General features: G+C 70.0%; 25 protein-coding genes. 14 read left to right on the top strand and 11 right to left on the bottom strand.

The annotated features are described in order from the left end of the window. Positions 1-24 precede the first annotated feature (24 nt). Entirely contained in the window at positions 25-930 is a 906-nt protein-coding gene (locus K340_RS34700; RefSeq protein WP_051267212.1) for a DUF881 domain-containing protein, read from the bottom strand. Continuing rightward, positions 923-1576 (bottom strand): CDP-alcohol phosphatidyltransferase family protein, encoded by a 654-nt coding sequence (locus K340_RS0122155; RefSeq protein ID WP_029138299.1) that lies wholly within the window; start codon positions 1574-1576, stop codon positions 923-925. The genes K340_RS34700 and K340_RS0122155 overlap by 8 nt, the downstream gene beginning before the upstream one ends. An 89-nt stretch (positions 1577-1665) precedes the next feature. On the opposite strand from K340_RS0122155, the gene K340_RS0122150 reads away from it, so the two are divergent. Next, positions 1666-2679: a chorismate-binding protein gene (locus K340_RS0122150; protein WP_029138298.1), complete on the top strand. Its 1014-nt coding sequence runs from the start codon at positions 1666-1668 to the stop codon at positions 2677-2679. Positions 2680-2696: 17 nt separating this feature from the next. After that, positions 2697-4079 (top strand): UTP--glucose-1-phosphate uridylyltransferase, encoded by a 1383-nt coding sequence (locus K340_RS0122145; RefSeq protein WP_029138297.1) that lies wholly within the window; start codon positions 2697-2699, stop codon positions 4077-4079. 74 nt (positions 4080-4153) lie between these two features. On the opposite strand, the gene K340_RS0122140 is transcribed toward K340_RS0122145, so the two are convergent. Beyond that, positions 4154-4684 (bottom strand): Lrp/AsnC family transcriptional regulator, encoded by a 531-nt coding sequence (locus K340_RS0122140; RefSeq protein ID WP_029138296.1) that lies wholly within the window; start codon positions 4682-4684, stop codon positions 4154-4156. A gap of 67 nt (positions 4685-4751) precedes the next feature. On the opposite strand from K340_RS0122140, the gene ald reads away from it, so the two are divergent. Both ald and K340_RS36455 read left to right on the top strand, forming a co-directional pair. Then, positions 4752-5870, top strand: a complete 1119-nt coding sequence (gene ald, locus K340_RS0122135) for an alanine dehydrogenase (RefSeq protein ID WP_029138295.1) — start codon at positions 4752-4754, stop codon at positions 5868-5870. A 64-nt stretch (positions 5871-5934) separates the two neighbouring features. Next, positions 5935-7479 (top strand): hypothetical protein, encoded by a 1545-nt coding sequence (locus K340_RS36455; protein WP_029138294.1) that lies wholly within the window; start codon positions 5935-5937, stop codon positions 7477-7479. Here the strand turns inward: K340_RS36455 and K340_RS0122125 are convergent. Genes K340_RS0122125 through K340_RS0122115 form a run of 3 tightly spaced genes read right to left on the bottom strand, consistent with a single transcriptional unit; the run spans position 7440 to position 9542 of the window. Beyond that, entirely contained in the window at positions 7440-8036 is a 597-nt protein-coding gene (locus tag K340_RS0122125) for a hypothetical protein (protein WP_029138293.1), read from the bottom strand. The two genes, K340_RS36455 and K340_RS0122125, sit on opposite strands and share 40 nt — an antisense overlap. Continuing rightward, positions 8033-8683 (bottom strand): DUF4352 domain-containing protein, encoded by a 651-nt coding sequence (locus tag K340_RS0122120; protein WP_029138292.1) that lies wholly within the window; start codon positions 8681-8683, stop codon positions 8033-8035. Before K340_RS0122120 ends, K340_RS0122125 begins: the two co-directional genes overlap by 4 nt. Further along, the gene (locus K340_RS0122115) at positions 8676-9542 is read right to left on the bottom strand and encodes a hypothetical protein (protein ID WP_029138291.1); all 867 of its coding nucleotides are present in this window, start codon (positions 9540-9542) and stop codon (positions 8676-8678) included. Before K340_RS0122115 ends, K340_RS0122120 begins: the two co-directional genes overlap by 8 nt. A 114-nt stretch (positions 9543-9656) precedes the next feature. Here K340_RS0122115 and dinB point away from each other — a divergent pair, with 114 nt between their 5' ends. From dinB to K340_RS0122095, 4 genes are all read left to right on the top strand, one after another. After that, positions 9657-10853 carry a DNA polymerase IV gene (dinB, locus tag K340_RS0122110; RefSeq protein ID WP_029138290.1) on the top strand — a complete coding sequence of 399 codons (1197 nt, stop codon included), beginning with the start codon at positions 9657-9659 and terminating at the stop codon, positions 10851-10853. Positions 10854-10966: 113 nt separating this feature from the next. Then, complete coding sequence (ligD, locus tag K340_RS0122105; protein ID WP_029138289.1) at positions 10967-11950, top strand: non-homologous end-joining DNA ligase; 984 nt, start codon at positions 10967-10969, stop codon at positions 11948-11950. Beyond that, the gene (locus tag K340_RS0122100) at positions 11947-12450 is read left to right on the top strand and encodes a GNAT family N-acetyltransferase (protein WP_211229584.1); all 504 of its coding nucleotides are present in this window, start codon (positions 11947-11949) and stop codon (positions 12448-12450) included. Before ligD ends, K340_RS0122100 begins: the two co-directional genes overlap by 4 nt. 163 nt (positions 12451-12613) lie before the next feature. Then, the gene (locus K340_RS0122095) at positions 12614-13468 is read left to right on the top strand and encodes a helix-turn-helix transcriptional regulator (RefSeq protein ID WP_029138287.1); all 855 of its coding nucleotides are present in this window, start codon (positions 12614-12616) and stop codon (positions 13466-13468) included. Between the two features lie 20 nt (positions 13469-13488). Here the strand turns inward: K340_RS0122095 and K340_RS0122090 are convergent, their stop codons facing one another. The 3 genes from K340_RS0122090 to K340_RS0122080 all read right to left on the bottom strand — a co-directional run bounded on the left by K340_RS0122090 (position 13489) and on the right by K340_RS0122080 (position 15196). Beyond that, positions 13489-14241: a VIT1/CCC1 transporter family protein gene (locus K340_RS0122090; protein WP_037366144.1), complete on the bottom strand. Its 753-nt coding sequence runs from the start codon at positions 14239-14241 to the stop codon at positions 13489-13491. A 74-nt stretch (positions 14242-14315) separates the two neighbouring features. Next, positions 14316-14645, bottom strand: a complete 330-nt coding sequence (locus K340_RS0122085) for a TfoX/Sxy family protein (RefSeq protein ID WP_029138285.1) — start codon at positions 14643-14645, stop codon at positions 14316-14318. Between the two features lie 53 nt (positions 14646-14698). After that, positions 14699-15196 (bottom strand): hypothetical protein, encoded by a 498-nt coding sequence (locus K340_RS0122080; RefSeq protein WP_029138284.1) that lies wholly within the window; start codon positions 15194-15196, stop codon positions 14699-14701. A gap of 150 nt (positions 15197-15346) precedes the next feature. Here K340_RS0122080 and K340_RS0122075 point away from each other — a divergent pair, with 150 nt between their 5' ends. The 6 genes from K340_RS0122075 to K340_RS0122050 all read left to right on the top strand — a co-directional run bounded on the left by K340_RS0122075 (position 15347) and on the right by K340_RS0122050 (position 22268). Continuing rightward, on the top strand, positions 15347-15865 hold the full coding sequence (locus K340_RS0122075; RefSeq protein WP_029138283.1) for a sigma-70 family RNA polymerase sigma factor: 519 nt from the start codon (positions 15347-15349) through the stop codon (positions 15863-15865). Beyond that, positions 15862-16524, top strand: coding sequence for an anti-sigma factor family protein (locus tag K340_RS0122070; protein WP_029138282.1), 663 nt, complete (start codon positions 15862-15864; stop codon positions 16522-16524). Before K340_RS0122075 ends, K340_RS0122070 begins: the two co-directional genes overlap by 4 nt. Positions 16525-16553: 29 nt before the next feature. After that, complete coding sequence (locus K340_RS32410) at positions 16554-17147, top strand: COG4315 family predicted lipoprotein (RefSeq protein ID WP_051267210.1); 594 nt, start codon at positions 16554-16556, stop codon at positions 17145-17147. Positions 17148-17246: 99 nt separating this feature from the next. Then, positions 17247-17891 (top strand): PadR family transcriptional regulator, encoded by a 645-nt coding sequence (locus tag K340_RS32405; RefSeq protein WP_051267208.1) that lies wholly within the window; start codon positions 17247-17249, stop codon positions 17889-17891. 2 nt (positions 17892-17893) lie between these two features. Continuing rightward, positions 17894-19111: an FAD-dependent monooxygenase gene (locus tag K340_RS0122055; RefSeq protein WP_037366141.1), complete on the top strand. Its 1218-nt coding sequence runs from the start codon at positions 17894-17896 to the stop codon at positions 19109-19111. A gap of 22 nt (positions 19112-19133) precedes the next feature. After that, positions 19134-22268 carry a BTAD domain-containing putative transcriptional regulator gene (locus tag K340_RS0122050; RefSeq protein WP_029138280.1) on the top strand — a complete coding sequence of 1045 codons (3135 nt, stop codon included), beginning with the start codon at positions 19134-19136 and terminating at the stop codon, positions 22266-22268. Positions 22269-22280: 12 nt separating this feature from the next. On the opposite strand, the gene K340_RS0122045 is transcribed toward K340_RS0122050, so the two are convergent. Together K340_RS0122045 and K340_RS0122040 are read right to left on the bottom strand one after the other, a co-directional pair. Next, complete coding sequence (locus tag K340_RS0122045; protein ID WP_029138279.1) at positions 22281-23042, bottom strand: ABC transporter permease; 762 nt, start codon at positions 23040-23042, stop codon at positions 22281-22283. Beyond that, entirely contained in the window at positions 23039-23857 is an 819-nt protein-coding gene (locus K340_RS0122040; protein ID WP_051267205.1) for an ABC transporter ATP-binding protein, read from the bottom strand. Before K340_RS0122040 ends, K340_RS0122045 begins: the two co-directional genes overlap by 4 nt. Positions 23858-23933: the final 76 nt, after the last annotated feature.

The following is a 23933-nucleotide window of genomic DNA, read 5'->3' as shown; positions in this document are numbered from 1 at the left end:
GTTCCTTCTCGGTCGACAGCGTCCTCATCGGGTGGGCCCGGTTGCCGGGGCTGAGGCGGTCGCGGTGCCGGTGCCCGGCTCGGCATACCGCCAGTCCAGTGCAGGGGCCGCCGGCAACGACAGCGACGCGACGTCACTCACTTCGAAGGTGATGCCGTAGTTGGCCGCGAACCCGGCGAACCGGCCGTAGCCGGAGGTCTCGGCGAACGCGACATGCATGCTGTTCAGCGGGCCGATCGCGTCGATGGTGATCGGCCAGAACGTCGGCTTGTTGTCGACCAGAATGGTGCCGCCGGCCTGCCGGATGGCGCTGGTCGCCCTGAGCCGCACGCCGCCGACCGTGACCGCCTCCGCCCCGGCCACCCAGAGCCCGTTGACCAGAAGTTGCACGTCCCGGTCCAGGATCACGTTGCTGCCGTCGGCCCGGTCGATCAGCACTCGCAGACCGGGGCCTTGCACCGGCGTCATCGCCGCCTCGGCCTGCAGGTCGGCGACACTCTGCAGGGCGCCGCCGGCGCCCAGCTCCTGCTGCCGGACCCGGATCTGATCGGCCAGCGAGGATGCGGTGGCCTCCAGTGCCACCGCCCGCTGTTGAGCCCGGTCGACGTCGGCCAGCATGCCGGCCCTGGCCCTGGCCGCGCTCGGTTCGTTGATCTGGTTGGACCGCACCGCCACGCCGACCGCGAGCCCGGCCAGCACCATCGCGACCACCACCCAGGAGACAGCGATCGCCCGGCCACGGGTACGCGTGGTGCCGTGCCGGCGGCGGGCGGCCTCCGCGTAGCCGGGGTCGAGCGCGTCCCGGCCGAGACCGGCGAGCCAGGACATGCCGAACCGGCGGTCCGGTTCGCCGTCCGCAGGCCGGCGGTCCGGTTCGCCGTCCGCAGGCCGGCGGTCCGGCTCACCGTCCGAGGGCCGGCGGTCAGCCACCGGCGATCCGCGTCGGACGTCGTTCGGGCGGCAGCACGGGCGTGTGCCGCAGCACCCACCACACCTGGGACAGGTAGAGCGCACCGGCCCACAGGTACAGGCCCATCCCCCAGACCGTGAACGCGTACCCGAACGGCTTGGCGACCTGCTGGATCCACAGGTCGCCCTGGGCCAGCAGCAACAACGGGAAGGCGTAGAGCAGACAGAAGGTGGCGGCCTTGCCCAGGTAGTGCACGGTCAGCGGCGGATAGCCGTGTCGGCGCAGCAGCGGGATGCACAGGCCGAGCAGCAGGTCCCTGGCGATCAGGATGGCCGCCGCCCACCACGGAATGATCCCGCGGATCACGAAGGCGATCAGCGTGGCGAAGATGTAGAGCCGGTCGGCCGCCGGGTCGAGCAGCTCACCGAGCTTGCTGTACTGGCCGAGCAGCCTGGCCAGCTTGCCATCGGCCCAGTCGGTGATCGCGCTGACGATCAGCACCACCAGCGCCCAGCCGTCGGCCTTCGGGCCGAGCAGCAGCCACAGGAACAACGGCACGCCGAGCAATCGCAGCACCGACAGCGCATTCGGGATCGTCCAGATCCGGTCGACCCCGGTACGTCGTCCGCCCGCATCGGGGGTGGCCGGTCCCGCGCGGTCCGTCATTGCGTCCTTGCTCCCCTGTTCGGCGCTCCCCGCACTCCCTGACGGGCCCAGCCGAGTCTAGGCGGATCGAACCGATAGATACTCAGGCCATGCCAGGTCAGCCGCGAATTCCGTCAGCCAGGTTCGGGCGGTGGCTGGCAACGGATCTGCTCGAGATCGTCGACCTGGTCGCCGATCCCGGCCGGCTGGACACCGGCGGTTGGTGGGCGGTCGCCGGCACCTTCGAGGGGCGGATCACCGGCTACCGGTTCGGCACCGTCACCGACGCCGTCCGCACCCTGCCGCCGACGCCGTGGGCGGGTCCGGATGCCACCAGCTGGTCCAGCTCGCTGGATCGGGCCGCGTATCTGGCGGGGGTCGACAGGATCCGCGAGCACATCGCGGCCGGCAGCGTCTATCAGGTGAACCTCTGCCGGATGCTGTCGGCGCCGCTGCCGGGACCCGCCGACCCCGCCGGGTTGGCAGCCATCCTTCGGACCGGCAACCCGGCCCCGTACGCCGGGATGCTGGACGCCGGCGACGACTGGATCGTCAGCGCCTCACCCGAGCTGTTCCTGCGCCGTGACGGGGACCGGGTGTTCTCCTCGCCGATCAAGGGCACCGCGCCGACGCCGGACACCTTTGCCCACAAGGATTCTGCCGAGAACATCATGATCACCGACCTGGTCCGCAACGACCTGGGCCGGATCGCTCTGCCCGGATCGGTGGTGGTGACCGAGCTGCTGGCCACCCAGCAGCACCCGGGTCTGGCGCATCTGGTCTCCACCGTGCGGGCCGACCTGCGTCCCGGCACCGGCTGGGGCGAGGTGTTCGCCGCGACGTTCCCGCCGGGGTCGGTCAGCGGGGCACCGAAGATCCGTGCCCTGCAAGTGATCTCGGAGCTCGAGCCAACACCCAGGGGGGTCTATTGCGGTGCCTTCGGCTATGTCGACGCCGATCGGCGGACGGCCCGGCTGGCGGTCGGCATCCGCACCTTCACCGGAGATGGCGAGCGCATCCATTTCGGCACCGGGGCCGGCATCACCTGGGCGTCGGACGCCGAGGCCGAATGGGCCGAAACCGAACTGAAGGCGGACCGGCTGATCGCGCTGGCCTGCGGCTGACGATAGATTCGCTGTTCATGAGTGCAGATGGCTTGGCGCGCGCCGCATCCGTCATGCGGGACGGTGACGTGCCGGAGGCGGCGATCGCGGTCTTCCAGGACTTCTACCGGCGACTGGAATCCGGCGATACCGGGATGCTCGCCGAGGCCGACATCGAGCCGCTGGTCGAGGTGCCCCGGGTCGCCGACCAGGACGTCTCGGAGCAGGAGATGGCCGCGGCGCTGGACGTCACGGCGATCATCAAGCTGAACGGCGGGCTCGGCACCTCGATGGGCATGCACCAGGCGAAGTCGTTGCTGCCGGTCCGCGGCGACGCCAGTTTCCTGGAGATCATCGTCCGGCAGGTGCTGGGCCTGCGGGCGCGGTTCTCCGCGCGCCTGCCGCTGATCCTGATGAACAGCTTCAGCACCCGGGAGGATACCCTGGCCGCCCTGGCCCCATTCGGTGATCTGGCGGTGGACGGTCTGCCGCTGGACTTCCTGCAGAACCGCGAGCCCAAGTTGCGGGCGGACGATCTGACGCCGGTCAGCTGGCCGGCCGACCCGAGCCTGCAGTGGTGCCCGCCGGGGCATGGCGACCTGTACACGGCACTGCAGACCTCCGGAGTGCTGCAATCGCTGCTGGACAACGGTTTTCGTTACGCGAGCGTCTCGAACTCGGACAATCTCGGGGCGGCTCCGGACGCCCGGATGGCCGGCTGGTTCGCCGGCAGCGGAGCGCCGTACGCGGCCGAGGTCTGCCGGCGGACGGCCGCGGACGTGAAGGGCGGCTACCTGGTGGTGCGCAAATCCGACGGCGCCCTGGTACTGCGGGAGACCGCCCAGACGCCGCCGGAGGACGCCGCGGCGGCGGCCGACATCGACCGGCATCGGTACTTCCACACCAACAACCTGTGGTTCGACCTGCGGGCCCTGGACGCGGTGCTGCGCGAGCGGCACGGTGTGCTCGGCCTGCCGCTGATCCGGAACACCAAGACCGTCGACCCGACCGATCCGGCCTCCACCGAGGTGATCCAGATCGAGTCGGCGATGGGCGCGGCGATCGAGGTGTTCGACGGGGCGAGGGCGATCGAGGTCGAACGGACCCGGTTCCTGCCGGTGAAGACCACCAACGACCTGCTGCTGGTGCGCTCGGATGCCTACGCACTTGACGACGACCACCGGCTGCTCCCCCAGGTCGACCCGGCACCCCGGATCGCTCTCGACGACCGCTTCTACAAGCTGATCGACGACTTCGACCGCCGGTTCCCGGCCGGGCCGCCGTCGCTGGTCTCGGCCACCTCCCTTCGGGTACAGGGCGACTGGACGTTCGCCGGCGACGTCACCGTGGTCGGTGAGGCGGTCCTGGCCGACGACGGGTCGCCGGCAACGGTGCCGGCCGGGTCCGTCATCGGCGGCTGACGCCGAAGCCCCGGCCCGGCCGTCAGCCCGTCACCCAACCCGCCGCCTCGGAGGGTTCCTCCCCGGCCCGACCGTCAGTCGGGCAGGCCCGCGCCTCGCAGGTGCTCGAAGATCAGGTTGGTCTCGGTCAGCGCGACCTCGCCGTGGCCGGACAGCTGCTCGACCACGAAGTCGCGCAGCGCACCAGCGTCGGCAACGGCCACGTGCACCAGGAAGTCATCGGCACCGGCCAGGAAGAACACACTGCGAACCTCCGGACGAGTCCGGATCCGGTCGGCGAAGTCCACCAGATGATCCCGCGAGCCCGCCTGGACCCGGACCGCGATCATCGCCTGCAACGGCCGTCCCACCGCCGCCGGGTCGACATCGGCATGCACTCCGCGGATGACGCCGGACTCCCGCAGCGCCCGGATTCTGGCCAGGCAGGTCGACGGTGCGATGCCGACCTTCTCAGCGATCGCGTTGTTCGGCCGCCGCCCGTCAGCGGCCAGTTCGGCCAGGATCGCCTGGTCGATCGGATCGGGTGCCGTCGGCGGACCGGGCGACCGAACATTCTGCGGACGGGCGGCTGGCGCGGGCACCGAGACTGAATCTCTGCCTGTCATGCAGCGAATCTATCCAATTTTGTTCAGGAATCTGTACCCACACAGACGCAAACTTCATACTGATCCGATGCGCATCGGTGTCCCCAGTGAAGTCAAGAACCACGAGTATCGCGTCGCCATCACCCCGGCCGGGGTGCACCAGCTGGTCGGCTCCGGGCATACCGTCACCGTGCAGAACGGGGCCGGCGAGGGATCCTCGATCTCCGATGCCGAATACGTCGCAGCCGGCGCCGAACTCCTCGACGATCCGGACCGGCTGTGGGCGGATGCGGACCTGGTGGTCAAGGTCAAGGAGCCGATCGCCGCCGAGTACCACCGGCTCCGTGAAGGCCTGGTGCTCTTCACCTATCTGCACCTGGCTGCCGACCGACCGCTCACCGACCGGCTGCTCGAGGCCGGAACCACCGCGATCGCCTACGAGACCGTCCAGCAGGCGGATCGCTCGCTGCCGTTGCTGGCGCCGATGAGCGAGATCGCCGGCCGGCTCGCACCGCAGGTCGGCGCCTACCACCTGATGCGCAACGAGGGCGGCCGCGGGGTACTGCTGGGCGGAGTGCCGGGGGTCGCCAACGGCCGGGTGGTGATCTTGGGCGGTGGGGTATCCGGTCGGCACGCGGCCGAGATCGCCCTCGGGCTGCACGCCGAGGTGACGGTGCTGGATCTGTCGTTGCCGGTCCTGCGTCAGGTCGACGCACAGTTCGCCGGAGCAGTGAAAACCATTGCATCGTCAGCCTTCTCGATCGCCGAGCAGGTGCGACATGCCGATCTGGTGATCGGCGCCGTGCTGGTACCCGGCGCGAAGGCGCCGAAGCTGGTGAGCAACGAGTTGGTGTCGCAGATGCGGCCGGGTTCGGTGCTGGTCGACATCGCCGTCGACCAGGGCGGTTGTTTCCAGGACACCAGGCCGACGACGCACGCCGACCCGACCTTTACGGTTCACGGCTCGGTGTTCTACTGCGTGGCGAACATGCCGGGCGCCGTTCCGCGATCCTCGACCTTCGGGCTGACGAACGCCACCCTGCCCTACGTCGAGGCGCTGGCCGCCGCCGGCTGGCGCGATGCGTTGGCCGCGGATCCGGCGCTGCAGGCCGGGTTGCACACGGTTGGCGGCAAGCTGACCAACGCCGCGGTCGGCGCCGCCCACGGCATCGGCACCGTGCAGCCGGGCACCGCACTCGCCGGCTGAGCACCACGGCGGCAAGTCACCCGAACCTGCCCGCGGTGCGTCGGCGACCCGCTACAGTCGCCCCGTGCCGTCCCCAGCGCCGCCCGTCGAGCCGGAACCCCCGGCCGGGTCGGACACACCCGAGACGCATCGTCCGGCGGACTTCGGTCACGACCCTCGACCCTGGCGCAGCATTCTCGGCGACGCGATCTCGGTGCCCTGGCAGACGCTGCGGCTGCTCGGCCGGCACTTCCCCGCCTTGTTCGTCACCGCCTTGGCCGGGCTGGTGCTGCGCAGTCTGACCATCGATCTGGCGGTCACCGCCTCGTCGCTGTCCGGCCTGCTCGGGCAACTGGTGCTGGTACTCGCACCGCTGTGCGTCCTCACTTCGTACGTGGTGATCCTGCGGATCGTCCGGATCTCGCTGCCGGCGGTCGCGCCGGCCACCGCGGTCAGCCTCAGTGGCGAGCTGCCCCGCGGCCGTCGGGCCATTGCGGTGCGGGTGAACACCGCGCTCAACGAGATCGGTGGCCTGCTGATCCCGTTCCTGCTGGTCTACGCGACCAGCGGGCAATTGCGGTCGGACTACCTCGCCTACTCCAACGGGGTCCTCGACCAGGTGAACACCAACGCCGCCATCGCCGGTTTCTCCGGCGGCGTCGTCGATGACGGTGAGCTCGGCCGGCGGCTGCTGTGGGGAGCGGGAGCCTGGGTCTGGGTGCTGATCGGCGGTGCCTTCCTGCTCCGCACCGTGATGCCATGGGTGATCAAGAATCTGCACTGGGGCTGGCTCGGTCTGCTCGCGGCCTACGCCGAGTCGCTCTGGCTGATCAGTGCGACTCCGCAGATCACGAGCTTCCGTACCGCGTTCACCGGATGGGTCGGCGGGCGTGAGTTCGTCGTCTGGTGGCAGACCTGGTGGCACAGCCTCCTTGATCATCTCGGGCCGTTGTTGCCGGTGGCCCAGTGGATCGGCGCCCAGGTGTCGACGATTCTGGGCGGCGCCACCGCCTTGCTGGTGGTGCCGCTGTCCTGGCTCACCGTCGGCGCGGTGGTCTACGGACAGTTGATCGACGCCGGCGCCCAGATCTACCGACCGCGCTGGACGCAACGGGCCCGGACCCGCTGGGATCGACTCGACGCCAGGGTGCAACGGGCAGCCGGCGACTTCGGCAGCGGGCTGAGCAGCCGGTTCGGCCAGCTGGCAAAGGGCTTCGGCCTGATGCGCAGCTCCGGCATCGTCGCCATGGTGCTGTTCAGCCTGATGTTCCAGGCTGCCCAGTACCTGACCGGCGGGCTCTGGCTGGCCGAGCGTGCGCTGATCGGTCCGCAGGATCTCGGGCTGGTCTGGATGTCCATCGACCGCCCGCTACAACTGCTCAACGACACGATCACCACCATGGTGCTGCTGTGTGTGGTGGCCGCCGGGGTCGATCGCGCCGTCCGCGCCAGGGCGCTGGCCGCCGCCGGGGGGCCACCGAGGCCACCGAGGCCACCGAGGCCACCGAGGCCACCGAGGCCACCGAGGCCACCGAGGCCACCGAGGCCACCGAGGCCACCGAGGCCACCGATGACGGTCAGCGATGACGGTCAGCGACCGACGTCGGCTAGCCCGAGCGTCGGGGCCTGATACCGGTCCGCGATCCGCAGTTGCTGCGGCGTGGCATCCGCGGGGATCAGGAACAGCGCGGTGCCTGGCAGGTCGGCGGGTGCGCTCGGCTCCGAGGATGCCGTCGGCGCCGTCGCGGCGGGATCCGCCGGCGCCGGCGGCAGGTCGATCCGCAGACAATCGTTGAGATAGCCGTCGCCCAGGTCTCGCGGCCCGGCCGAATATCGACGCCCGTCCGAGGCCTGCACCGACAACCCACACAGGGTGGGCGTCTGGGTTGACGTCCGGAGTGTGCCGGTCAGTTGCCACGCCATGGTGCCCGCCGGCAGCGCTGTCCCGGGACCAGCGATGGCGGTGAGGTCCGCAGCGTCGAGGGGCGCGAGCTCGTCGAGGCGGAAGCTGCTGTCGCCCAGTACGATCCACCCGTCGGCGCCCGGTCCGACCTGCTGGTGATTGGCATGATCGAGGTATCGATCGCGAGCATCGGCACTACTCACCCAGACGGCCGCGGCGACCACCGGCAGCAGGGCGGCCAGCGCTACCGCGTTGCGCCGCCACCACCCTCGTCGCGACGTCATCCGCCGATGCCCGGTGTCACGGGCAGACTTTCGGGTCGGGCGACGAGCACCGGCTCGGTGCGCTCGGCCCATCGGGACAACTCGTCGGCGGCCGGCCCCAGCGGTACCACGGCCTGCGAGTCGAGTCGCTCGTCGACCGCCGCGGACACCAGCAACTGCAGGCCGGACGCATCCGGCGGTACCTCGAACACCGGCTGCACCCTGGTCGGGATCCGCGGTTCCACCTTCGTGCCGACGCACTCCTGGTTCCACCGGTCGGTGGCGGAGAACTGCCGGCCGGCGCTGTCGCGCAACACGTATCGCGAGATCGCCGTCGTCTCCGAACGCGCCTGCAGCACCGCCGTCACCACGATGAACACCGCACCGGATCCGGTCGTCGTCTTCGCCAGCGGCGAGCTGACGGTGACCTTGCTCGATCCGTCGACCCGCTCGACCGTCAGCTGGAACTGCCGGACCCGCACCGGCTCACCGATGGCGCCGGAGACCTCGAACGGTCCGTTACGCAGTTCCGGAGCCAACCGGTGGAAGGCGTCGGTGCCGCCCTGGGAGGTGCTCATCCAAGAGGCGAGGCCCAACGCCACCAGCATCAGGGTGAGCGCGGCGATCCGGCGGGACCACCGGCGCAGCCACGACCGCCGATCAGCCATCACCGCTCCCCGTGCTGGCGGCGGCCTTGGCGACGCCGACCTGCACCGGAACCGTCACCTCGGCGTGCGGTTCCCAGTTCAGCCACACCCAATTGCCCCCGGAGTCGCGGATCCGGTCGCTGTTGTAGACCGTCACCCGGAGCTCCGACGGCGTCGGCGCCGAATCCTCTTGCTCCCACAGGAATGCCACCTTCTCCGATACCCCCGGCTGCAGGTGCATGTTGGTGGCCCCGTCCCGGGTCAGGGCGACCCGGTCGGGCCGGTCGGCCTCGATGCCGGTCGCACCCTCGATGGTGAGCAGGCCGGGTTTGCCGTCGCCGAATCCGGTCGGCAACTGCGGGTCGTCCGCGGTCACGTCGACGATCGCAACCACGGCCAGCCAGTGCCGGTTCTTGTTCAGCGGCCTGATGGTGCCCAGCGAGTCCGCGGGCACCACCCGCGCGGAATCGATGGTGACGTTCCACGGCGCGCCCTCGATCAGCTGGCCGGGGCCGGCGAGCACCAGGCCGGGTTCGGGCTCTGTCCTGAGCCCGCCGAACACGCCGGTAGCGCCCACCACCGCGGCCAGCATCAGTGCGACGCGGCGGCGGTAGGACTGCCCGCCGGCCAGCTCGCGGACCTTGATGTTCCGGACCGCCGTGCGCAGGTCCCGCTGCGCTACAGCCCATAAGGGCTGTCCGGTGGCCGGATCCGTGACGGTCGGCGGTTCGGTGACGGTCGGCGGTTCGGTGACGGTCGGCGGTTCGGTGACGGCACCCAGCTCGCCAGCAATGCCCGGATCGGTGGCAGCGCCCGGGTCGGGCGGCTGGGGTGGAAGCGTCCCCCCGGACCGGGCCTCGGGACCCTGCTCGGAGGTCACCGGTGGAGCCTAACCGGAACGGCCGGGACTTTCCGGCTTTCCGCGCAGATCGAAAGGACGGGGGCCGGTGCGTCCGCAGCGGCCTTGCCGGTTCCGTCAGACCCGTGCGAACATATGTTCGTGTTGAATCCTCGGCCTGCGGCGACCATCCTGCACGCTGACCTTGACGCGTTCTACGCCTCGGTCGAGCAGCGTGACGACCCATCGTTGCGCGGCCGTCCGGTGATCGTCGGCGGCGGTGTGGTGGTGGCTGCCAGCTACGAGGCGAAGGCCCGCGGTGTCCGGACCCCGATGGGCGGCCGGCAGGCGCGCGCGTTGTGCCCGGACGCGATAGTGGTGCAGCCGCGGTTCGACGCCTACCTGCAGGCCAGCCGGAAGGTATTCGCGATCTTCGAGGACACCACCCCTGTGGTGGAGGGCCTGTCCATCGACGAGGCATTCCTGGACGTCGGTGGCCTCGGTCGGCTGGCCGGGACTCCGCTGGCCATCGCCGAGCGGCTGCGGCGCCGGGTGGCCGACGAGGTGCACCTGCCGATCACCGTCGGGGTGGCCAGGACGAAGTTCCTGGCGAAGGTGGCCTCCGGGGTGGCGAAACCGGACGGGCTGCTGCTGGTGCCGCCCGAAAGCGAACGCGAGTTCCTGCACCCGCTGCCGGTGGAGGCGCTCTGGGGCGTCGGCAAGGTGACCACCGCGAAACTGCACGCGCTCGGCCTGTACACGGTGGCCGACGTGGCCCGGACCGACGAGCCCGCACTGGTCTCATTGCTCGGCCCACATGCCGGCGCGCACCTGTCGGCGCTGGCGCAACTGCGGGATCCGCGTCCGGTCGAGGTCGGGCGACGGCGGCGTTCCATCGGTGCGCAGCGGGCACTGGGTCGCGGCCGGCACACAGTGGCCGACCTCGATGCCTCGCTGGTCACCCTCACCGACCGGGTCACCCGCCGGATGCGCAAGGCGCACCGCAGCGGCCGGACCGTCGTGCTGCGGCTGCGGTTCGCCGACTTCACCAGAGCGACCCGCTCCCGGACGTTGTGGCGGACAACCGATTCCACCGAGGCCATCCTCGGTGCCTGCCGCGAACTGCTGAGCCTCGCCCGACCGCTGATCACCGAACGCGGCATCACGCTGATCGGAATCGCCGTCACCAACTTCGATCGGCCGGACCAGCCCGAGTTGCCCTTCGACGACCGACCGGCGGCCCTGGACGTGGCGATGGACAGCATCAGGGACAAGTTCGGCGGCACCTCCGTCACCCGTGCGGTGCTGCTCGGCCGCGACCCCGACCTGACCGTCCCGATGCTGCCCGACTGACCCCCGGTGGCGCTTATCAACATCGCATCCGCTTGCGAACGCCGACGAGGTGGGACGGGTGTGACCCGAGTGTGCGATTTCGGAAGCGCCGGGCTGACGGTAGGTTGGCGATCATGGCGAGCGCGGACGCGATCGAACTCGAGGCCGGCGACTACACCGTGCGACTGAGCTCGCCGGACCGCGTGTACTTCCCCGAGACCGGCGCCACCAAGCTGGATCTGGCGAAGTACTACCTGGCGGTGGCCCCGGGCATCGTGAACGCACTGCGCGAGCGGCCATGCATGCTGCACCGATTCCCGAAGGGGCTGGCCGGCGACAAGGTGCACCAGAAGCGGGTTCCCAGCGGCGCTCCGCCCTGGCTGGAGACGGTCCGGGTGCATTTCCCGCGGTACAACCGGGACGCCGACGAGTTGTGCGTCACCAAGGCGGCCGACGTGCTATGGGCGGTGCAGATGTCGACCGTCGAGTTCCATCCCTGGAACTCCCGCCGGCCCGACGTCGAGAAGCCGGACGAGTGGCGCATCGATCTGGATCCGGGACCGGAGTGCCCGTTCGACCGGGTCCGCACGGTGGCCGCTGTAGCCCGCGAACTGCTCGACGAGCTCGGCGCAGTCGGCTGGCCGAAAACCAGTGGCGGCAAGGGAATGCACATCTACGTGCGAATCGAACAGCGCTGGGGCTTCACCGACGTGCGCCGGGCAGCGCTGGCCTTCGCGCGTGAGCTCGAACGCCGCGCCCCCGACGACGTGACCACCACCTGGTGGCGCCGGGACCGGGATCCGGCTGACTTGTTCGTCGACTACAACCAGAACGCCAGGGATCACACCATCGCGGCCGCCTACTCCGTGCGCGGCGTCCCCGATGCCCGGGTGTCAACGCCGATCCGTTGGGACGAGGTGGATTCGGTGGATCCGCGGGATTTCACGATCGCGACCGTGCCGGCCAGGTTCGCCGAACTGGGCGATCTGCACGCCGGCATCGACGACGCACCGTATTCGCTGCAGACGCTGCTGGAGTGGGCCGAGCGCGATGAGCGCGACGGCGCCGAGAACCCGCCGGACACCACCGATCTCACCGACACCCCGGAGGCCCCGTGACATCCACCGCCCGCGACGTATTGGCCACCCTGCCGGGTGGCGTCACCGTCGTTCGCGCGACCGAGGACGACATCCCGGCGATCGTCGCGATGCTGTTGGACGACGGGATCGGCAAGTCGCGCGAGACGGACCCGGCAGATCCCCGCTACCACAAGGCGTTCGCCGAGATCTCGGCCGATCATCAGCAGCTGTTGGTGGTGGCGATCGACCAGGCCGGTGTCAGCTGCGGGACGATGCAGTTGACCATCGTCCCCGGCCTGTCCCGGCGCGGCAGCAGCCGGGCCATCGTCGAGGCAGTCCGGATCGCCGGCTCACACCGGGGTTCGGGCCTGGGCACCGCGTTCATGCAGTGGGCCATCGAGTACAGCCGGGGCCGGGGTGCGAACCTGGTGCAGCTGACCACCGACCAACGACGGGTTGACGCACACCGGTTCTATCAGCGGCTGGGTTTCGTCGGTAGTCACCTCGGGATGAAACTGGTTCTCGAGCAACCGGAATGACGGCTGCCGCCGGTGCCGCTACCCGAGCCGCTCGCCGCCGGCCCCGCAGTCACGGTTCTCTGCTGACCAGCGCCGGCCTATCCCGCGCCCGGCGCGATCCTGGGATCACCGGTCCCAGGCAACAGGTGAGCGTCGGCGGCCACTCCAGGCCACACTGGAAGTCATGAATCGCCGTGAACTCGCCGAGGTACTGCGCCGGGCGCGCGGCCGACTCTCCCCGGCTGACGTCGGGCTGCCCGCCGGCGGCCGCCGCCGGGTGGCCGGCTTGCGCCGGGAGGAGGTCGCGCAGTTGGCCGGCGTCAGCTCCGACTACGTGGTCCGGCTGGAGCAGGCCCGCGGACCGCAGCCTTCCCCGTCGGTGCTCGGCGCGCTGGCCAGGGCGCTGCGGCTCAGCGACGACGAGCGGGACGAGTTGTTCCACCTGGCCGGCACTGCCCCACCGCTGCCCGGCCGGATCTGTCTGACGGTCCGGTCGAGCGTGCAGCGCCTGCTGGACCGGATGGCGGACCTGCCGGTGATGGTGATCAGTGCCAAGGGCGACATCGTCGCCTGGAATCCACTGGCCGCGGCACTGGTCAAGGACTGGTCCGAGGTGCCCGCCGGCGAGCGCAACATCATCTGGCAACAGTTCCTCGGCGATGACAGTCGGGTGGTGCTGGACGCCGAACAGCGGCAGGAGGCGCTCCTGGCTTCGGTGGGGACCCTGCGGACCAGCGCCGCCCGATACCCGCACGATCCGGGTCTGGCCAGGCTGTTGCGCGAGCTGCGCAGCGGCAGCCAGGCCTTCCGCGATCTGTGGAACAGCGGTGCCGTCACGCCGTGGCGCAGCCGCACCAAGACCATCGACCACCCGACCATCGGGCCGATCGTGCTGGAGTGCGACTCGCTACAGGTCCCGGCGGACGACCAAACCGTGATCGTCTACTCGGCCGAGCCGGGTTCATCCGCCGCCGAGGCCCTGGAGCTGCTGAGAGTCGTTGGATTGCAACGGATGACGGCGGACTCACGGCCGCAGTAGGCGCCACCCGAACCCGCGGGTTAGCCGACGGCGGTGCCGAACAGCGCTCCCACGCCGAAGGTGAACAGCAGGCCGGCAGCTCCTCCGATCAGCATCCGCAGCACGGCGTGGCGAATGTGGGACCGGCCGACCGTCGCGCTGATCGCACCCGCACCGGCCAGGGTGAGCAGGACGACCGCGAACGTCACCGGGATCCGCCAGGACGGCGGCGGCAGCAGGATCGCCAGCAGCGGCACGATCGCGCCGAGGGTGAAGCTCACCGCACTGGACAGCGCCGCGGTCCACGGGTTCACCAGATCGTCCGGGTCCAGCCGCAGTTCGGCGTCGACATGCGCGGCCAGAGCATCGTGCGCGGTCAGCTCCTCGGCGACCAGCCGGGCGGTCGAGCTGGACAGGCCCTTGCCCTGGTAGATCTCCGTCAGCTCGGCCAGCTCGGTGTCCGGGAAGGTCTCCAGCTCCCACTTCTCCTTCGCCAGCATGGCCCGCTCGCTGTCGCGCTGGCTGGACACCGACACGTATTCGCCGAGGGCCATCGACACCGCGCCGGCCACCAAGGCCGCGAGTCCGGCGGTGAAGATCTCTGCACGCTGTGCCCCGGCGGCGGCCACCCCGATCACCACGCCCGCCGTGGACACCACACCGTCGTTCGCGCCCAGCACGCCGGCGCGGAGCGCGTTCAGCCTGTCGCTGTGGTTCGGCGCGTGGGGTTCGTCCTGGTGCCGGTCCGGTTGTTGCCGACCCGCGTCCTCACCGTTGTGTTTCATGGTCGACATCGTTGCGCAACCGCGGCCGAGGCGACGGCCGGCATCCGCATTGCGCCGACATCCGGTCGGGCACCGCCGCAGGGTCAGGTCTTGGCCGGCAATGACCCGGCGTACCCGGTGCCCAGCTCGACCCAGTCAGCGAGTTCCTCGACCGTGTCCACACCCGGGACCTGCAGCCAGCCCGTCATCCGCCGACCGCCCATCACCGCGACCTCGGCGTTCGACCGAGCGACGATCTCTGCGGACTCCGCCGGGTCGACCCTGACCAGCAGCCCGCCCTTGCTGTTCGCCGCGATGGCCATGTGCCCGCCGATCAGAAAGGCGAGCCCGCCGAACATCTTCTTCTCGGTCAGGCCGATGGTGCCGGTCAGCAGGTCACGGATCCGGTCGGCGAGTTCGGCATCGAAGGCCACCACGTCAGCCTAGAAGGGTTTCGGTCGCCGCGCACCGATCGCCTTGGTGCCGATCAGCCGGCACCGATGTGCCCTAGCACCAGGCCGATCGGGATGCTGACGATCAGTGTCGCCAGCACCGCCCGATACAGGCCGGCGAGCAGCGGGCGGCCGCTGCCGCCGGCGCTGCGGAACTCGACGACCAGCGCCATCAGCAGCAGCACTCCCCCGAGGTCGCTCAGCACGGGGACACCGATCAGGATTCCGGCGATCACCGCGATATTGCCGAGATTCCAACCGATCAGCTGGCCCCAGCGCGCCCACCGGACGCTCGGAAGCGTCAGGTGGGCGCGCACCTCACCGAACGCACTCTGGGCCATGCCGCAGACCAGGACGAGATAGGCAGCGGTCCAGCTGCCGTGCTCGAGATCCAACGGCCCGGTGACGGCGGCGACCAGCCCGCCGAGCACCACCCAACCGGCGCCGACCAGCACCAGCAGCGAATTCCAGCGGCTGCCGGCAGGGCCGTCGGGCTGCGCAGCCGGGTCGGTTCCCCGGAGTGCATACGTCACCCCTGGATTTTACACAATGAAGTGTTGTGGAAATAGGCGGAGGACAGCGGCGCGGTGCCCAACGGCCGGATCAGCGCAGGAGTCCGACAGCGCGCTCAGCCACCCACCCGCGACGTTGAGTAAAACCGCGCGCTGATTCGTAGTTGAGGTGTGAGCGAAACCCGGCTGGACGCCGAGGAACAGTCGTTCGGCAGCCGCTACCGCGAGCTGACCGGCCCACTGACTGCGCATGTCCTGCGGCTGGTCGGCGGCGACCGCCAGCTGGCCGAGGACATCGTGCAGGAGACCATGTTGCGCGCTTGGACCAGGGCCGCCGAGTTGCCCGCCGCTGCCCAGCGACCTTGGGCCTTCACCACGGCCCGCCACCTGGCGATCGACGCGATGCGGGTGCGACGCGCCCGGCCGACCGGAACCTTCGCCGAACTGTCCGCGGCGCCGGCGTCGGACGACATCGACGCCGCGCTCGACGACGTACTGCTGGCCGACGCCTTCCAGTCGCTGAGCGCCGAGCACCGCAGGGTGCTGTTCGACTGCTACTTCCGTGGCCAGACCGCTGCCCGGATCGCCACCGATCGGGACCTGCCGCCGGGCACCGTGCGATCCCGGATCCATTACGCGCTGCGAGCTCTGCGCGCGGCGCTCAGCGAACGCGGGGTGACGACGCCATGACCTGCAGCATGGACAGCTATCTCGGGGCGTACCTGCTCGATGCCCTCGAGCCCGACGAGACCCGTTCCGTCGAACGACATCTGACCGAATGCCCGATCTGCCTGCAGGAGCTGGACGGTCTGGCCGAGACCATATCGCTGCTGGCACTGGTCGAACCGAGTACCGCCCGACAGCTGCTCGACGTTCACCGCATCCCGGAAGCCGATCCGTCCGGGGTAACCCGCCGGGCCCGCAGGTCCGCAACCGGACGGTCCATTGTCGGCGCCCCGCTCCGGGTGGCCGCCGCATTGTTCGCCGTGCTGGTCATCGCCGGAGGTTCGGCCGTGATCGACGGACCGAACCCGACGGCGGCCGCGGTGGTCCGGGCGGTGGACCCGTCCACTCACATCCGCGCCTCGGTGACGATGACCGGCGTCCGCGAGGGCACCGCGTTGCAGCTGCGGCTGGCCGGCGCGTACCCGGGTGGATGGTGCTCGCTGGTGGCCAGCTCGGCCGACGGCGCCCGCGACACCGCGGCGACCTGGGTGGCCGATCCGCGCGGGTTCGCCGACGTGAGCGGCACCACCGCCATCGCATTCGACCGGATCGCCGGGCTCGAGGTGGTCAGCGCCTCCGGTGACGTGCTGGTCCGGATCGAGCTGCCCGGACCAGACCGCTGACCGATCACCGATCCCCTTGGAGGAACAGCATGACCAGCATTCTCAGCATCCCGCCGGCGGCCCGCCGGCACGCAGTTGCCCTGGCCGCGATCGGCCTGCTCGCGCTCGCCGGCTGCGCCGGCCCGTCCGACGGGTCCACGTCGGCGGCCGCCGGATCCAGCGCTGCGGCGAGCATGACCAGCCCTGCGACGGGCGCGAATACCGTGTCGGTGCAGGACATTTCCGGCCGGAGCGGCGTGCTGACCGCCGCGGACGGCCGGACCCTGTACGTCAGCGATCAGGAAACCGGGACGGTGCGCTGTACCAGCGCGTCCTGCATCGCTATCTGGGTTCCGCTGACGATCCCGGCCGGGTCCGCCCCGACCGGCCCCGATCAACTGGCCGGACGGCTGGAAACGCTGCCGCGGCCGGATGGTTCCGCCCAGGTGTCGCTGGATCACCGGCCGCTCTACACGTTCGCCCTGGACCGCGGGGCCGGCCAGATCGGCGGCGACCAGCAGCGCGACAGCTTCGACGGCACCGACTTCACCTGGCGGGCGGCCACCGTGGCAGCGGCCTCGACGTCGGCGCAGACCAACGCGCCGACCAGCGGCGGCGGCGGTGGCTACGGATACGGCTACTAGAACGGCGGCCGGCTCCCCGCCGGCCGGAGCGCGGCTCCCTGACGGGTCGCCGACGTAATAGATTGGCGCGACTAGTCACGCAGAACTAGTCTGACGAACATGCCCTCACGACCCGTCACCAACCTGCTCGGACTTGCCGTGCTGGCGTACCTGACCCAACAGCCGATGCATGCCTACGAGCTTCAGCGGCGACTGCGCGACAACGACGCGGCGAGCACCTTCAAACTCAGCTACGGCGCGTTGTACAGCGTGGTGCGACAGCTCGCCGAGGCCGGCCTGATCGCGCCGACCCGCACCGGCCGGCGCGGCAATCTGCCGAAGCACACCGTTTATGAGCTGACCGATGCCGGTCGGGCCGAGACCCGCGACTGGCTCCGCGAGCTGCTCGGCCAGCCGCGGCACGAGTATCCGGCGTTCGCCGCGGCCCTGTCGCTGGTGGTCGTGTTGCCACCGGATGAGGTCGCCGAGCTGTTGCAGGCACGACTGGCCCAGCTGGCCGAACTGGCGGCCGGGATCCGGGAACTGATCGCGGCAACAGTGGACGGTGGAGTGGACCCGATCTTCCTCGTCGAGGACGACTACCGGGCTGCTCTGCTCGACGCCGAGATGGCATTCATCCACCGGTTGATCGCTCGGATCGCCGACCCGGCGGGCGGCTGGGCAGATTCCTGGCAGTCGTACCACCAGGACTCCGGACGACCGGACCAGCCGGCCGCCGAAACGGCAGACAAGGAAGAAAGCTGATCATGAGCAGACCCCGTACCGCGATCGTCATCGGCGGCGGAATCGCCGGCCCGGTCACCGCCATCGCCTTGCGCAAGGCGGGGATCGAGGCAACGGTGTTCGAGGCGAGGCCGCCCGGCACCCAGCACAACGGCGTCATGCTGACCCTGGCGACCAACGGCATCGATGCCCTTCGAGCCATTGGAGCCGAGGCCGCCGCCCTCGAGATCGGGTTCGCCACACCGGGAATCACCCTGCGGACCCACACCGGAAAGCGCCTCGGAGTCACCCCTACCGGAAGCACTCGCCCGGGGAGCACAGGCAGCCGGACGATTCGCCGGAGCGATCTCTACCGCGCGATCCATGCCCAGGCGGCCGACCGCGGCATCACCATCGAAGGCGGTCGCCGACTGGTCGCGGCGGACGACGGGCCCGAGGGCGTCTGCGCCGTCTTCGACGACGGCTCCACGGCCGAGGCGGACATCCTCATCGGGGCCGACGGGGTGCACTCGACGGTGCGCACGCTGATCGATCCCGGTGCGCCGCGACCCGCATACACCGGGCTGATCACCACCGGCGGCTACGCCCCGGCAACCGGGACGGCGACGGTCGGCGGCGACTACGAGATGATCTTCGGCAAGCGGGCATTCTTCGGCTACGCGACCGCGCCGGACGGCGAGAACTGGTGGTTCGTCAACCTTCCGCATCGCCCGGAACCCGGACGCGGCGAGGTCGAGGCGGTACCCGGCGCGCAGTGGCGCCGCACCTTCACGCAGATCTACCGCGACGACGCCGGGCCCGCTCTCGAGTTGATCTCGGCCACCCCTGACTTCGCCCCGATGACGGCGATCCACACCGTCCCGAAGCTGCCACACTGGCACCGCGGCCGGATGATCGTCGTGGGAGACGCGGCACATGCGCCGTCACCCACCTCCGGTCAGGGTGCGTCGCTGTCGATCGAGGACGCGGTGGTGCTGGCGCTCTCCTTGCGGGACAACGATTCTGTGTCCGCTGCCTTCGCCGGCTTCGAGTCGGTCCGGCGGCCGAGGGTGGAGCGGATCATCAAGGCGGCAGCGCGGATCAACAACAGCAAGGCGCCCGGGCCGGCCGGGAGGTTCCTGCGTGATCTCACGCTGCCCACCATCCTGCGGATGACGGCCGACAGCGCGAGCAACCGACGGGTGTTCGACCACCAACTCGACTGGGCTGACGATCACCGCACTCGCAGCGGTCCCCGCTGAACCGCCGTGACAGGATGGCCGGGTGCGGATCGGACTGCTGGGACCACTGGAGGTTCGCACGAACGACGACGCCGGACCCGAGGTACCGGGAGCCCGCCTGCGCGGGTTGCTGGTCGCCCTCGCACTCGAGCCGGGTCAGGTGGTCCCGAAGACGACGCTGATCGACTGGATCTGGGGCGAGAGCCCGCCCGCCGACGCGGCCAATGCCCTGCAGCGCTTGGCATCCCGACTACGAAAGGCGCTTCCGGCCGGCCTGATCGACGGGCGGCCGGACGGCTACCGGCTGGTCATCGACCCCGACCGGGTCGACGCCGTCCGGTTCGAACGGCTTCTCGGGCAGGCGCGCGCCGACGACGGTCAGGGCCGGGTGGAGCGGCTGCGTGCGGCCGTCGCCCTGTGGCGTGGTGCGGCCATGCAGGACGTCGGCCTGCCGGACAGTGAAGCGTTCGAGGCGGCGGTCACCCGCCTCGAGGGACTGCGACTGACCGCGCTGGAGGATCTGTTCGATGCGGAGATCAGCCTCGGCCGCGATGTCGACCTCATCCCGGAGCTGACCGATCTGGTGGCGGCGCAGCCGATGCGGGAGCGACTGGTCGCCGCCCTGATGCGCGCGCTCGCCGCCGCCGGCCGCAACAACGAGGCGCTGACCGTTTACGAGCACACCAGAGAAGCCCTGGCCGACGCGCTCGGCGCGGACCCGTCAGCCGAGCTGTCGGACCTGCATGTCGCACTGTTGCGGGGCGAGCTGGGGCGGCGGCAGGAGAACCCGAAGACGAACCTTCGAGCCGAGTTGACCAGCTTCGTCGGCAAGGACGCCGACATCGCCGCGGTCGGCGAGCTCGTCGCCGAGCACCGACTCACCACGCTGATCGGGCCTGGCGGTTCGGGGAAGACCCGGCTGGCCTCGGAATTCGCCCGCACCCAGATCGGCGGCCTGCCGGACGGCCCGTGGCTGGTGGAACTCGCGCCCGTCGGTCCGCACGCGGAGGTGGCGCAGGCGACCCTGGCCGCCCTCGGCCTGCGGGACGCCGTGCTCGGCGGGGCACCGGACGCGGACCCGACGGACCGGCTGATCGCCGCCATCCGGGATCGGGAGGCTCTGCTGATCCTGGACAACTGCGAGCACGTCATCGAGGCGGCAGCGGCGTTCTGCCATCGGGTACTCGGCGAGTGCCGACGCCTCCGGATCCTGGCGACCAGCCGGGAGCCGCTCGGCATTACCGGTGAGGCGCTGTGGCGGGTCGAACCGCTCGCGGTCCCCGCCGCGGACGCCGGCCCCGGCGAGATCGAGCTCTCACCGGCCGTGCAGTTGCTCCGGGACCGGGCCGGCATGGTGCGCGGGAACATTCCGACCGACGCCGCCACGTCGGTGACGCTGGTGCAGATCTGCCGTGCGCTCGACGGGATCCCGTTGGCCATCGAGCTCGCCGCGGCCCGGCTGCGCACACTGTCCCTTGATCAGGTCGCGCAGCGGCTCGACGACCGCTTCCGCCTGCTCACCAGCGGCAGCCGCACCGCGTTGCCGCATCATCGGACACTGCGCGCGGTGGTCGACTGGAGTTGGGAGCTGCTGACCGACGCCGAGCGGGCGGTGTTGCGGCGACTCGCCGTCTTCGCCGGTGGAGCAAGCCTGGAGGCCGCCGAATGGGTGTGCGCCGGCGACGATGTTCCACCCGGTGAGATACTGGAGTTGCTCACCTCGCTGGCCGAGAAGTCTTTGCTGACCACGGGTTCCGACGGTGCACCGCGTTTCCGGATGCTCACCATCATCAAGGAGTACGCAACGGAACGGCTTGCCGAGGCCGACGAAACCGATCAGGGCCGACGAGCGCATCTGGCCTACTTCACCGATCTCACCGAGACCGCGGCACCACATCTGCGGCACGCCGAACAACTGCAGTGGGCGGCCGTGCTGGCCGCCGATCACGACAACATCAGCGCCGCGATGCGCGGGGCCATCGCGGCCGGCGATGCGCGGGCAGCGATGCGGCTGGCGGCCGCCGCCGGTTGGTACTGGTGGCTCGGTGGCCGCCGGGCCGAGGGCCTCGAACTGATGACCGCTGCCACCGAGCTGCCCGGCGACGTCGACGACCACATCCGCGCCGTCGCCTACGGGATGATCGCGCTCTACGTGACCTCGGGGCAGGGTGACGAAACCGTTGGCGCCGAGTGGATCCGGCGCGCCTATCAGTTCAGCCGGCAGGGGCGCCGGGACCATCCACTGCTGGAATTCGTCGACGCCATGGAAAGCCTGCTGCACGGGCTGGAGGCCGGGCTGGCCGCTTTCGAGCGGCTGCGGGACAGCGACGACCCCTGGGTGCGGGCGATGGGTCGCTGGCAGAGCGGCAAGATGCGCATCATGCTCGGCCGGGGCGGCCCGGACGTGGAGGCCGACCTCGAGACCGCGCTGGCGGAGTTCACCGCGATCGGCGAACGTTTCGGGATGTCACTGGCGCTGTCCGAGCTGGCCGCGTGGCTGGCGGTGCGGGGCGACTTCACCGGTGCCTGCGCGCGTTACGACCAGGGCGTGCACGTTCTCACCGAGATCGGCGCGGTTGAGGACGTGATCGAAATGCTGACCCAGCAGGCCCTGGTCCACCGGCTGAACGGTGACCCCGCCGCCGCCACCTCCGCTGTCCGCGAGGCCGAACGGATCGCCGAGGGCGTCACCTGGCCGTACGCCCTGGTCTCCATCGCACTGGCCAAGGCAGAGCTGGCCCGGCAGGACGGCGATCGCGAGCAGGCGCGGCGACTGATCGACCGTGCGACCGCGCTGCTCGGCGAACTCGCCGCAATGCCGTACATGCAATCCATGGTCCATCAGCAGCTGGGCTATCTCGCCGAGGATCTCGCCGAGGCACGCACCCACCGGCTGGCCGCCTGGCGGGCGGCGGCCGGGATGATGGCGCCGACCATCGTTTCCCGGGTCCTCGTCGGCGTTGCCGACCAGGCCGCCCGGGCCGGGAACCACGAGCAGGCGGCGCGGCTGCTGGGAGCCGTCGCCGTGCTGCGCGGAACACCGGATCGCTCGAACCCTGACGAGGCGCGGGTCGAACAACAGGCACGGCGTCACCTCGGCGAACAACGATTCGCCGAGGTGACGCAGCAGGGCCGGTCGGCCGATGTCTCCGACCTGGTGGAAGCGGTCCTGTCGTGACGTTGGTGGTCGTCAGCTGATCTTGCGCCGGTAGACGCGCATGGCCAGCACATAGGTGAGAACGAGAATGCCGACGCACCAGGCCAACGCAATCCAGATGTCGTTGCCGACCGGCTGCCCGGCGAACAGGCTGTGGATCGTGTTGACGATCGACGTGACGGGCTGGTTCTCGGCGAAGGCACGCACGGGACCCGGCATGGTGCTCGTCGGCACGAAGGCTGAGCTGATGAACGGCAGGAAGATCAGCGGATACGAGAAGGCGCCGGCTCCCTCGGCGGTCTTCGCCGACAGGCCGGCCAGGATGGCCAGCCAGGTCAGCGCCAGTGTGAACAAGGTCAGAATCCCGGCAACGGCCAGCCAGGCCAGCAGATCGGCCGAGGTCCGGAATCCCATCAGCAGACCGACCAGCACGATGATCGCGACGGTGATCAGGTTGGACACCAACGAGGTCAGCACATGCGCCCAGAGGACGGACGACCGCGCGATCGGCATGGAATGGAACCGCTCGAAGATGCCGCTCTTCATGTCGGTGAACAGCCGGACGGCGGTGTAGGCGATGCCCGAGGCGATGGCCATCAGCATGATGCCCGGCAGCAGATAGTCGACGTAGTTGTCGGTGTCGGTGCTGATGGCGCCGCCGAACACGTAGACGAACAACAGCATCATGGCGATCGGGGTGAGCGCTGTGGTGATGATCGTGTCCATGCTGCGGGTGATGTGACGCATGGAGCGGCCCAGCATGGTGGCCGTGTCCGTGACGAAATGGGTGCTCATGACTGGTCCTTGACGGTGTCGATCGCGCCGGTGGTACCGACGAGGGTGAGGAAGATTTCTTCGAGGGTGGGCTGCTTCTCGACGTACTCGACCTTTGCCGGCGGGAGCAGTTGCTTGAGCTCGGCCAGCGTGCCGTTGGCGATGATGTGTCCCTGATGGAGGATGGCGATCCGGTCGGCCAGTTGCTCGGCCTCGTCCAGGTACTGGGTGGTGAGCAGAACGGTGGTGCCCTGGTGCGCGAGTTCCTGAACCACCTGCCACACCTCGAGTCGTCCCTCCGGGTCCAGGCCCGTGGTCGGCTCGTCGAGGAAGATCACCCTCGGCCGACCGATCAGGCTCATCGCGATGTCCAGCCGCCTGCGCATGCCTCCGGAATAGGTCGACACCCGCCGGCCGCCGGCTTCGACCAGGTTGAACCTGGCGAGCAGATCGTCGGCGACCCCGCCGGGGTTCGTCAGGTGCCGCAGCTTGGCGACCAGCACCAGGTTCTCCCGGCCGGACAGGATCTCATCGACAGCGGCGAACTGCCCGGTCAGGCTGATCGACTCCCGAACCCGCGTCGGGTCGGTGGTGACGTCCAATCCCTCGACGGTGGCGGTGCCGGCGTCCGGCTTCAGCAACGTCGACAGGATTCTCACGATGGTGGTCTTGCCGGCTCCGTTCGAGCCGAGCAGGGCGAAGATGCTGCCCGTTGCGACGTCGAAGTCCACGCCGCGCAGGACGTGCAACTCCCCGTATGACTTCTCCAAATGCCGCACCCGGATCGCCGGATCGCGGTCCCGCAGCGGTGTTCTTGCGTTCTGTGTTGTGGTCATGGAACAACCTTGAACGGACCGGCTGACACCGCCCTGACATGCCCCTGACACAGGTCCTGACACGGAATTGCGTGTC

This window comes from Nakamurella lactea DSM 19367 (assembly GCF_000426645.1).
In the GTDB taxonomy this organism is placed as follows: domain Bacteria; phylum Actinomycetota; class Actinomycetes; order Mycobacteriales; family Nakamurellaceae; genus Nakamurella; species Nakamurella lactea.
Note: the sequence above shows the minus strand (reverse complement) of the source record. Positions and strands in the feature narration are given on the sequence as shown.